The organism is Acinetobacter sp. Q186-3, from assembly GCF_013420655.1.
In the GTDB taxonomy this organism is placed as follows: Bacteria; Pseudomonadota; Gammaproteobacteria; order Pseudomonadales; family Moraxellaceae; genus Acinetobacter; species Acinetobacter indicus.
Window position 1 is genome coordinate 1 of the sequence record NZ_VOXS01000029.1, and the last position, 11,279, is coordinate 11,279.

The following is an 11,279-nucleotide window of genomic DNA, read 5'->3' on the forward strand; positions in this document are numbered from 1 at the left end:
TTAAGTTCTTTATCCGACATAGACACCAACATATCAAACCGTCCGCTAAGGAAATTGCAAAAATGCATATTCTAAAAGCGGACATTTTTACTTTGGAGAAACCGGACATTTCTATTTTGGGCTTACAAAAGAATTTCGTATAACGTGTATTATGTTAATTTAAGGAAATCTTAAAGTTAATTAACTTATTTCCTTTATTTCCTTTATTTCCTCATTGAGTATTTTCAATACTGTTAAACATATATCTAAACGCTGCCTATCTGAAAGATTAGGTACATCACTCGGGTATATCCGAACATTTATTCCATTCCAAATAAACCAATCATTTCCATTTTTGCATGGCTCTACATTTAGAAATTTATCATTACCTGCATAACCTGTAGATGCATTAAATTGTCGTGACTCCATCAAGACTCGCACAATAGGGTATTTTTTATTAGATTTATTTTCCCAATTTCTTTTTAGTAGCCTATTTACCGTATTTGGCCACCTTATATGAAAACCATTATCACTAAAATATTCTCTAGGTATTAACCAGAATCTGCTATTACGTTTAATTAGGGCATATTTACGGGAATCATATTTTGGCAATCGTGCTTGTTCCTCTAGAGTGTACCTATCAAATTCTTGAGCCAATCGAAGCCGTTGTCTTTCCATTTTGCTACTAATTTTTGCATTTTGTTCTTGCTCTGATAGAGGAATGCATTTAAGTACAAACCATGCCATAAATATTATGAGCAATAAAACTCCGATAAAGCCTTTAGAAGAGTAAGTTTTTATTTTCATTGTTTCAAATAGGGTTAATGATTTAACTACCTAAATTAATCTATAGTTCGATCAATTGCTTGTATTGAATTATGCTTATTTAAGATAGTGGCGATTATACGAAATTAGAACAATAAACGTCTGTGAAATCAAAGTGTTTTTTAAATCGATGCTAAACTAAAATAGCATGAATCATCATGCTATTTTGTATTTATAAGAGCCTTCCATGCTGTACCTCATCCCCAAAAAAATCCAGCTCACAGCTTCCCAAGCCAAATGGCAACTATCTTCATCTGAATCGGTTTTAGTTCTCGTTGGCTTACAAAACTTGCGTATGCTCGAAGGCATTCAAGATAGTCCATTAATGCAAAACCTGATTCAAATTAGCAACAAAGCCAAAGCCCTCGATATTCCTATTGTCGATCTCTATGGCGATGATGTCCTGCAAGGCATGCAGCAGTTGGGTGAATACGCTTCAACCCATCCACAACTGATTTTTGCCGGGCAGATCACTCCGATGCTAAAACAGATTTTACCGCATCTGTATAGCGTGACCGAACAGCTCTGTGTGGTGGATGATGCGATTCTACTGGCCAATCAGGAACAGCATATCCAGTGGATTGAAAATATCTCCCAGCAGGGGCTGCATCATCTGACTAGCTATAGCCTGAACCGGCTTTGGAGTCTCAGTGCGCCCTTGGCATATATCCTGTCCCGCAAAGGCATTTTACTGGCCATAGCCGAACAGCTGGATATGGATGCGCTGGACATCGACCCGCATGAAGACCTGCGTCACTATGGTCTGGATTCGGTGAGTATGGTCAGTCTGGTCGGTTTATGGCGTGCCAATGGTGCCAATATTCGCTATGAAGATCTGCAGTCCAAACCCACACTTCACGGATTGCTGCAGATTTTAACGGACTAAATTTGCCATTTTCAGAAAATTGACATTTTTATTCAGCAAAATCGGAAAAAACGTCTGCAATTTGCGCAAATTGCATTGTAATTGTGGTGCAAGGTTTTTATCATTGCCGCCTTATTTTCGCGATCAGCCTGGAAGTGTACTTTGAGTAATTTTCTAACCGAACACCTGATTTATCGAGATGAAGATTTTATGCTCATCCATAAACCGGCCGGCTTACTCACAGTGCCAGGAAAAACAGCAGATTTACAAGACTGCCTGATCAGCCGTTTGGTCGCCATTGAGCCTAAAACCCTGTTAATTCATCGTCTGGATCGTGACACCTCAGGTATTTTGGTGTTTGGTCTTAGCCGCTTGGGGCAAAACAAGATTTCACGCCAGTTTCAGGAACGCCAGACCGATAAGCATTATCAGGCAGTGGTGGCCGGGCATCTATACGGCAAAGGCACCATTGATGTGCCGGTGGTCTATGATCCAACCCGTCCGCCGTTGCATATGGCCGATCCTTCTCATTCGAAACCGGCGCTTACCCACTGGCAGGCGCTGGAACAGTTTGAAATAAATGGACAGGCGGTTACGCGGGTCAAACTTATTCCAATTACCGGCCGTTCGCATCAGCTGCGGGTGCATATGCAATATCTGGGTCATCCAATTATTGGCGATACCTTATATGCCACGCCAGAGCAGCAACAGCTGTCTCCACGCCTGTGTTTGCATGCGGCGTATTTAAGTTTTCAACATCCTCAAACGGGAGAAACACTGGAGTTTAATTGCCCGGTGCCGTTTTAAGGGAAACATATCCTCATGAATTTAAGCTCACTTTTTGGTGGGCTTTATGTCAAAATATATTGCTTTACGATGTCAAATTTTGCTCAAATGGCAAGCAGTCCTTGAGTGATAACGCGACAGTCCTAACTTCTAGAAAAAGGTGGAAAAATTGCAGCAGTTTGCTATTGGTCAACGTTGGTTGTCAGATACAGAAACAGAACTGGGCTTAGGCGTTCTTATTGATGTAGATGAACGTTCAATCAGCATTTTATTCCCCAAGAGTGACGAAACCCGTGTCTATGCACGTAACAATGCACCTTTGTCCCGTATCGTGTTTAATGCGGGCGATGAAGTACAGGACCAGGAAGGCCTGAAATGGACGGTTCAGAGTCTGGAAGATCGCGGTGGCGTGGTGCGTTATAACGTGGTACGTCAGCTGGAAGATGGTTCAGAAGAACAGAAATCGCTGAATGAAACCCGAATTGGCGCGCAAATCCAGCTGTCTAAACCCTTAGACCGTTTACTGGCCAGCCAGATTGACTATAAAGAATGGTACGACCTGCGTATTGAAGCGCTGTTGATGCAGGCCAATATGCACAGCAGTCCGCTGCGTGGCCTGATTGGTTCACGCGTTGGCCTGATTCCGCATCAACTCTATATTGCCCACGAAGTCGGTAAGCGTTTTGCACCGCGTGTATTACTGGCCGATGAAGTGGGTTTGGGTAAAACCATTGAAGCCGGTCTGATTATCCATCAGCAGCTCAAAACCGGCCGTTCTGAACGTATTTTAATTTTGGTGCCAGATTCACTGCAATATCAGTGGATGATTGAAATGCGCCGCCGTTTCAACCTGCAGTTCTCTTTATTTGATCTGACCCGTACAGCGTCAATTAAAGAACACGACCCGGATTTAAACCCGTTTCTGACCGAGCAATGCATTATTGCTTCCATTGACCTGATGATTGACCACGAAGATCTGCGTGAGCAGGCACTTGAAGCAGGTTTTGATTTACTCGTGGTCGATGAAGCGCATCACCTGATGTGGTCAGAAGAAGAAGGCGGCAATGACCGTTATGATCTGGTCGAAGAATTCGCTGAACAAACGGCGGGTGTGCTGCTCTTAACTGCAACCCCGGAACAGTTGGGTGTTGAAAGTCACTTTGCCCGTTTACGCCTGCTCGATCCGCAGCGTTTTAGTTCGTTGGACCGTTTCCTGGATGAAGAAGCGCAGTATCAGCAAACAGCCAAAATTGCTGAAGTGCTGATGTCCGACATGCCACTGGAAGAAGGTCATCTGGCTGCTTTGGAAGGCTTGCTCGGTCATCGTATTGAAGACCATCCGGAACAGCGTTTCCGCGCCATTCATGAACTGTTAGACCGTCATGGTACCGGCCGTATTTTATTCCGTAACACCCGTGAAGCGATTCAGGGCTTCCCGGGCCGTGACTGTCAGCCAGCACCACTGCCAGCCCCAGACCACTGGGCCAAAGAGGGCAAGTTGCGTGAACAGATGTGGCCAGAAGAAGGCCAGCTTGATGGTGCGTGGATGGAAACCGATCCGCGTGTAATGTGGCTGATGGAAAAGCTGCGCAGCGATTTAAAACACAAAAAAGTGCTACTGATTGCACGTAGTGGTCCGGTGGTGGAAGCGCTAGAAAATGCACTGCGTTTACACGCCGGTATTCGTACTGCGATGTTCCATGAAGGTATGAGTCTGCTGGAACGTGACCAGGCGGCGGCGTATTTCGCAGAAGATTCCTATGGTGCGCAAATCCTGCTCTGTTCGGAAATTGGTTCAGAAGGGCGTAACTTCCAGTTTGCATCGGATTTAATTTTATTTGATTTACCGGCGAACCCGGACGTACTGGAACAGCGAATTGGCCGTCTAGACCGGATTGGTCAGGAAAACCGGATTCAAATTCATGTGCCGTATTTACTCGGTACGGCGCAAGAACGCATGTTCCGCTGGTATAACGAAGCGTTGAATATTTTCAGCAATATTTCCCCAACGGCGCAGACTTTGCAGGAAAACTTCATTGTTGAATTAAAAGACTGCTTACTGGCAGATCAAGGCCAGCAGTTTGAAGAATTGCTGGAAGCGGTTAGCGTACAGCGCGAAGCTTTGGAAGCTGAATTGCAGGAAGGCCGTGACCGCCTGCTGGAATACAACTCTTGCCGTCCGGTGGTGGCACAGGAAATTGTCCAGGCGCTGGAAGATTATGATGACAACACTACCTTGCCAATGTTCATGAAGCGCTTTATGGCTTCAACCAACATCGACTTTGATGAACAAAGCAATGGCACAGTCATCATCAAGCCAACAGACCAGATGCAGGTGCAAGGTCTGACTTTAGATGAAGAGGGCATGACTGCGACTTTCTATCGTGATCAGGCTCAAATCCGTGAAGATGCACAATATCTGACTTTGGAACATCCATTTACCGAAAGCGTGATGGAAATGATCAATACCCAAAGCTTTGGTAGTACCAATGTGGCGGTGTTAAAGTCAGCTGCATTACCGCAAGGTTCGGTGCTGCTGGAAGTGTGGTTCAAGGTTGATGTGATTGCACCGAAAGCATTGAACCTGCCATCAAGCTTGCCGCAGCAATTGATTCGTGTATTGCTGAGTGAAAAAGGTCAGGATCTGTCGCAAAAAATTGCCCCTGAAATCTTAAAACCATATTTACATCATTTAGATGGCAATAGCTGCCGTCAGGTGGTAAAAGCACGCCGCGAGGTGATTGAGCAGCGTTATGCACAGGCATTGGACATTGCCAAAACTGCCTTGCCGGGCTTAAAAGAGCAGGCCAAAGAGATGTATGGCGCGAAATGGCAATATGAAATTGACCGTCTAACGTATCTGAAGCAATTTAACCCAAGCATCCGTGAAGATGAAATCAGCCGTTTGCAGAAATTGCAAAAGGAAGGTTTAAGCCTGCTTGACGGTATTGCGGTTACCCCGGAAGCAATTCAGGTGATGGTGGTGGTTAAACCATAACAGTCGTAATTTTTAGAAAAGCACCTTCTGAACTGCACCCCGAAAGTTGGACACTTTTAGTCTAATTTGAAGGGTGCTTTTTTAATACTGATTTGCCGGACATGAACAGCCCGGCGATCAGTGCACTAGAGTCCGGTAAAATGTTCATGCTAAGATGAGCCAAATTTTTAAAAGATATAACAACGATGGGTAAAGCATTAGTCACTTTAGGCTCTAAAACTTCACATGGCGGTGTGGTTGCTGAATGTGAAAGTTCATTTGTTATTAATGGCATTGCCGTGCATTTAAATGGCATGAAGCATTATTGTCCAAAATGTAAAACCACTGTAGCTGCCATTGCGGCTGATCCAACCACCCAGGTCAAAGGGCGTGGCGTGGTGATTGTTGGTGATAAAACCACCTGCGGTGCAACTTTCTTGCCTAGCCAGAATCTGGTGGTGTCGGCCAAATAAATATATTGGTCAGGCGTAGAGTGTTGAACCAGCCTGGCTGATCTTGAGAATCGCAGCAAAAAATTAAAATTACCTCCTGCAAAATGGATCATCTGCTTCAAATACCTTTATGACCAAAACTGTTGTTTATTTTGCCCATGCCAATGGCATCGCCAGTCCTTGCTATCAGACCTTTTTTGATTATTTTGATGCCGATATTGAGCTGAAATATATTCCGGTCATTGGCCTGAATCCGGACTATCCGGTTGAGCCAAAATGGGAAAAACTGGTGGCGCAGGTCATTGCCGATATCGAGTTACAAACACCAAAACAGGCGGTGGTCGGTTTGGGGCATTCTTTTGGCGCGCTGGTGTTGCTGATGGCATCTTATCAACGGCCAGATTTATTTAGCCAGCTGATTTTAATGGACCCGCCTTTTGTGATTGGTAAAACAGCGCCGATATTCGAGTTATTGCAAAAGCTGGGTTCAAAACAGATTGACCGTTTAACCCCGGCCGGGCTGAGTCTGAAACGTAAAGACGCCTGGTCTAGCCGTGAGCAGGCTTATCAGCAGTTACGTGGCAATGCCTTGTTTAAACAGTTTGATGAGCGCTGTTTTCAGGATTTTATCCGGCATGGTCTTAGAGAAGATGAGGCCGGCATCAGCTTACAGATTCCAAAACAGGTCGAGGCAGATATTTTTAGAACTGTACCAAGCTGGTGGTGGCGTTGGCCGCGTAAAGCCCCAAATTTACCGGTGCATTTAATCACGGCAGAGCAGAGTGCTTTTTATAAGCAAGGTTTCCCGCAGGGACTAAAAAAGATATATGGCATTGAGTTTAGTGTTGTAGCGGGTGGGCATATGTTCCCGCTGGAATCTCCTGAGCAGAGCGCACGCGATGTGCAGCAGCGGATTCGATCAACACTTTAAATAAGCAGTTTAAAATCCAGTTAACGGATTTGTGCTTCATCTAAATGGCGTGCGCCTTCGAGCAGCATCCGGATCATGATCATGGTTTGCTCGGCAATGATTTTACGTTCATTGGCGGGCATATCAATCACTTTGGCACCCATATTAAACACCAGCTGGGTAATGGCTGAAGAAACAATCTCCGGATGGGACAGTTTGCTGTTATTCAAACGCTCCAGACGAATCAGGTCATCTTTCAGTTCCTGCTGGAAATAGTTCAGCTGACGTTCCACTGCCTGCTTATAAGACGTCGATCCGGTATAGCCTTCACGCAACAGCAGACTTAAATTACCTTCATCAGCATCTAGCTGTTCAATAAAGACTTCAACCGAGGTGCGGATAATGCTGTTCTGTTTGGATGCTTTTAAACGTGCCTGATTCAGAATCTGACGCAGCACATGGCCGGCCCGGTCAATCAGGGCAATGGCCAGCTCATCAATATCTTTAAAGTGACGATAAAAACTATTCGGTGCAATACCGGCTTCGCGCGCGACTTCACGCAGGCTTAAAGAGGCAATACTTTTTTGGGGTCCGATCAGATTCAGTGCAGCCTGAAACAGCTCTTCCTTGGTAATGGTCGCTTTCCTGCCGACCGTACGCACCGTCATGGGTTCACGGATGTTGGGAACATCTTGGGCAAGAACATCATTACTTATTTTCATGGCAGGCTGAGTCATAGGGTCCAGAGCTGAAAGGCTTTTCAGTAGTATAGCCGTTGTGTGTGAACTTGTGAAATGAATAGAAACAATACAATCGTATATACAAATATATATACATGTGTATAATAATTGAGAATTCATCGCGTGGTGTAGGCTATGCACGTTATCGAAAAGTCGAAATCTCCCCTAAAATCTCTTGCGAGTGCGATTGTTGATCCGTACTCGGCAAACTTCTGGTTACAAAAAATCAATCCGTTGTGGTCTGTGAATCAGGCATTGGGCAAGATTGTGCAAAAGCAGCAGACCGCGCAGGACACGGTCAGCCTGATGGTGCAGTTCAATCAGAAATTCCAGCTTGGACAGGCGGGCCAACATCACCCGGTCTTTGTCACCATTGAAGGAATTCGCTATGAGCGTACCTACAGCCTGACGCAACTGGATACTCAGCATGTGCTGTTAACCGTTAAAAAAGTCGATCAGGGTAAAGTCAGCAGCTGGTTGGTCAATCAGGCCAATGTGGGCGATATTCTGGAATTTGGCCAGCCTTATGGCGATATGTTGTTGCCTGAAGCGACACAGCCACTCATTTTGCTGGCTGCCGGTAGTGGTATTACCCCAATGTATAGCCTGGTCGATGCTTTGGCCAAATCGGGTCAATTAAAGCAGACCCCGGTTAAACTGATGTACTGGGTAAAAACCTTTGCCGATGTTGCTTTTAAAACCCAGTTTGAACAATGGGCGACACAATATCCACACTTTAGCTTTGACGTGTTTTATACCCAGGCAGGGGAAACACCGGCACAGCGTCTGAATGAAAGCCATCTGCAAACCTTTGAGCAGATTGAACAGAGCGCAGTCTATGCCTGTGGTCCATCGGGTTTTGCTGCACGGGTAGAAGAACTGTTTGCGCATGCACAACAATTAAAAACTGAAGCCTTTAGCATGAGCCCAATGCTCAATGAAGAAGCTGGTTTTGTGCAGGTGACCTTAACCCAATCGAATAAAACCGTGACCATTCCCAAAGGCCAATCTATTTTGACCAGCCTGGAGCAGCAGAATATTCAACCGAAGCATGGCTGCCGTATGGGAATTTGTAATAAATGTGCCTGCAACAAAGTCGAAGGCTCGACCAAAAATCTGGTGAATGGTGCGCAAAACACCGAACCGGGTAATTTGCTCAAGCTTTGCGTGAATTCGGCACAAACAGACTTAGTTATTGACTTATAAGCGGGTACACTCACTATGAATATGCCAGTCAAATTTGAATATTTTAAAAATCCTAAAAACCGCGAATTAACCCAATTAGAACTGGATGAATTGGCGCGTGAATTAGACGCCATCAAGCAGGAAGTGCTGGATGATTTAGGCGAAAAAGATGCCAAATACATCCGCCGTGTATACTCAACCATCCGTTATGCTTCTATTGCGGGTCGTGCCTGCCTGTTTGCTGGCTGGTTCCCGCCAGCCTGGATTTTGGGTACTGGTCTGCTCGGCTTTGCCAAAATCATGGAAAATATGGAACTTGGCCATAACGTCATGCACGGTCAATATGACTGGATGAACGATCCAAAATTCAACGGTCAGACCTATGAGTGGGATATTGTCGGTACCTCTGAAAACTGGCGTCAAACCCATAACTACAAACATCATACCTATACCAATATTAAAGGTATGGATGATGATATCGGCTATGGTCTGGTACGTCTGTTCCCAGAACAACGCTGGAAACCGGGTCATCTGCTACAACCGATTTACAGTATTCCATTCTGTTTACTGTTCCAGTGGGGTGTGGCGATTCAAAACCTGGAACTTGGTAAAGTGTGGATGGGCCGTAAAACCAAGGCTGAGCTGAAAGAAGAGTGGAAACCTTTACAGCGCAAAATCTCTAAACAGCTGTTTAAAGACTATGTGTTCTTCCCGCTGATTGCTGGTCCTGCTGCGTTACCAGTATTCACTGGCAACCTGGTGGCCAACGGGATTCGTAACATCTGGACCTTCAGTATTATTTTCTGTGGTCACTTCACCAAAGATGTTGAGGTATTCCCAAAATCGGTATTGAAAAATGAAAGCCGTGGTCACTGGTATATGCGCCAGATTCGCGGTTCTTCTAACCTGACCGGTTCAGAAGCGTTCCATATTCTGACTGGCCATTTAAGCCATCAGATTGAACACCATTTATATCCGGATGTGCCGGCACGCCGTTACCGTCAGATGGCGCCAAAAGTACAGGCAGTATGTGAAAAATATGGTTTGCACTACAACAATGCCAGCCTGTTTAAACAATATGGCAGTGTGATTAAACGTATTGTGAAGTATGCTTTCCCATTCAAGAAATAGTCTTTCTTGGGACTAAGAACCACTTCTTTTGAAGTGGTTTTTTTATTGGTAATGTTTGTATGTATAAGTGGATTTAATTCCATACCTTAGATTCTCAAGTATAGTTATACTTAATAAAAATTATAGTTTTAATAGGGTGGACTTGAAATTGGTTGTTTTTTTGTTAAATTTTGATAAGAAATATTTTTATTTAAACTCTTGTTTTGAGCACTTTTGCCAATTGTTAAGTTAAAAGAACAGTAAATTAATTTCAACACACTCCCTTAGAGTATTTTTAAGTGATATATCTCCCTTTTTTGGTAAATTTTATTGAAGTAAAACAACTTATTTTATATTTATAACAAATTGATTTTTATTTATTTATTCTATTTGAGATAAATTAAACTTTTATGAATTATTAAATATTAATGATAATTATTATTGTTATACAGGTTAGATTAACTACCAATTAAAAACAATGAGCATTTTTGCAAGCTTTGGATTTACGAAATTGTGGTATTTTTCATCAATTAAGTATAAGTAGTGAAGAGAGTAACAAAATGTATAGAAATAGAGATGGTAGCCGTCGATCTATGCAGGCGGGTTTCACTCTAATTGAATTAATGATAACTGTTGCGATTATTGCAATTCTGGCAGCAATTGCACTGCCGGCTTATGGGAAATATATCAAAAAAGCAAGAGCTAGTAATGCCGGTTCTGATTTGGCAACTTTAAGTTTGATGATGGAACAGGCTTACCAAAAAACATTAGCTTATCCAGCAGCTACGACAAATAATACGAGTACTACCCAAACCTATATTAGGACTAATACAGGTCTGAATTGGACACCTGCTGAGGCTAATAATTTTGAATATAAGATTACTTCTCCAGCTGCGATAGGAGATACGGCAGGAACAACTTATAAATTGACTGCAACAGGTGAAAATCAGAATAATGGTTGTGTATTAACGCTTACCAACACTAACGTGAGAACTATTTCAGGCGGTGTTGCTTGTGGTGGTTTGACATCATGGTAAAGGGCTCTAAAGGGGTAACCCTCATTGAATTAATGATTGTGATTGCCATTATTGGGATTTCAGCTGTTGCGCTGATTCCGCTTGGTGCCTCATGGGTTGCTAAAACCCAGGTTGAGAAAACCCAAAAATTGCTGGTTGAGGCTTATAATAAAGCCACCACAGAGGCAATAAAAAATCCAAATGGTAAACTGCAAACAGATACTAATCCAATGGTTGCAAAACTTACGGTAACGAATGGTAGTAGTGGTGCAGAAGGTGTCATTAACGTTAAAGCATCCGATGACAGTAGAGCCTGTAAATAATTTTGTGTAATTGCTTTTCATAAATTTAAAGGCGATTGCTTAAGCGGTCACCGAATTCAATAATAAAGCGGCTCATGGCTAAACGCCAGTCGCGAATAGGCATATTCCACT

Annotated in this window: 11 protein-coding genes and 1 pseudogene; 10 read left to right on the forward strand and 2 right to left on the reverse strand. The window is 43.7% G+C overall.

Going from position 1 to position 11,279, the window contains the following annotated elements:
* Window positions 1–180 precede the first annotated feature (180 nt).
* Entirely contained in the window at window positions 181–786 is a 606-nt protein-coding gene (locus FTT64_RS13780) for a hypothetical protein (RefSeq protein WP_168405728.1), read from the reverse strand.
* Window positions 787–991: 205 nt separating this feature from the next.
* On the opposite strand from FTT64_RS13780, the gene FTT64_RS13785 reads away from it, so the two are divergent.
* The 5 genes from FTT64_RS13785 (at window position 992) to FTT64_RS13805 (ending at window position 6,815) form a co-directional block, all read left to right on the forward strand.
* The gene (locus FTT64_RS13785; RefSeq protein WP_180182497.1) at window positions 992–1,690 is read left to right on the forward strand and encodes a phosphopantetheine-binding protein; all 699 of its coding nucleotides are present in this window, start codon (window positions 992–994) and stop codon (window positions 1,688–1,690) included.
* A gap of 141 nt (window positions 1,691–1,831) precedes the next feature.
* Complete coding sequence (locus tag FTT64_RS13790) at window positions 1,832–2,476, forward strand: RluA family pseudouridine synthase (RefSeq protein WP_180182498.1); 645 nt, start codon at window positions 1,832–1,834, stop codon at window positions 2,474–2,476.
* Window positions 2,477–2,615: 139 nt separating this feature from the next.
* Complete coding sequence (rapA, locus tag FTT64_RS13795; RefSeq protein ID WP_075166923.1) at window positions 2,616–5,453, forward strand: RNA polymerase-associated protein RapA; 2,838 nt, start codon at window positions 2,616–2,618, stop codon at window positions 5,451–5,453.
* A 185-nt stretch (window positions 5,454–5,638) separates the two neighbouring features.
* Window positions 5,639–5,905: a PAAR domain-containing protein gene (locus FTT64_RS13800; RefSeq protein WP_005178913.1), complete on the forward strand. Its 267-nt coding sequence runs from the start codon at window positions 5,639–5,641 to the stop codon at window positions 5,903–5,905.
* 109 nt (window positions 5,906–6,014) lie between these two features.
* Window positions 6,015–6,815 (forward strand): alpha/beta fold hydrolase, encoded by an 801-nt coding sequence (locus tag FTT64_RS13805; protein WP_016659144.1) that lies wholly within the window; start codon window positions 6,015–6,017, stop codon window positions 6,813–6,815.
* 20 nt (window positions 6,816–6,835) lie between these two features.
* Here the strand turns inward: FTT64_RS13805 and fabR are convergent, their stop codons facing one another.
* On the reverse strand, window positions 6,836–7,462 hold the full coding sequence (gene fabR, locus FTT64_RS13810; protein ID WP_228151050.1) for an HTH-type transcriptional repressor FabR: 627 nt from the start codon (window positions 7,460–7,462) through the stop codon (window positions 6,836–6,838).
* Window positions 7,463–7,669: 207 nt separating this feature from the next.
* Here fabR and FTT64_RS13815 point away from each other — a divergent pair, with 207 nt between their 5' ends.
* From FTT64_RS13815 to FTT64_RS13830, 5 genes and pseudogenes are all read left to right on the forward strand, one after another.
* On the forward strand, window positions 7,670–8,740 hold the full coding sequence (locus FTT64_RS13815; protein WP_075174390.1) for a ferredoxin reductase: 1,071 nt from the start codon (window positions 7,670–7,672) through the stop codon (window positions 8,738–8,740).
* A 15-nt stretch (window positions 8,741–8,755) separates the two neighbouring features.
* Window positions 8,756–9,850: an acyl-CoA desaturase gene (locus FTT64_RS13820; RefSeq protein ID WP_180182499.1), complete on the forward strand. Its 1,095-nt coding sequence runs from the start codon at window positions 8,756–8,758 to the stop codon at window positions 9,848–9,850.
* 572 nt (window positions 9,851–10,422) lie between these two features.
* Window positions 10,423–10,510: pseudogene (locus FTT64_RS14605) on the forward strand (prepilin-type N-terminal cleavage/methylation domain-containing protein); the annotation flags it as partial.
* Between the two features lie 5 nt (window positions 10,511–10,515).
* A complete protein-coding gene (locus tag FTT64_RS14610) occupies window positions 10,516–10,866 on the forward strand; it encodes a hypothetical protein (RefSeq protein WP_227554619.1) in 351 nt (116 codons plus the stop codon).
* Window positions 10,860–11,168, forward strand: coding sequence for a Tfp pilus assembly protein FimT/FimU (locus FTT64_RS13830; RefSeq protein WP_180182500.1), 309 nt, complete (start codon window positions 10,860–10,862; stop codon window positions 11,166–11,168). Before FTT64_RS14610 ends, FTT64_RS13830 begins: the two co-directional genes overlap by 7 nt.
* Window positions 11,169–11,279 lie beyond the last annotated feature (111 nt).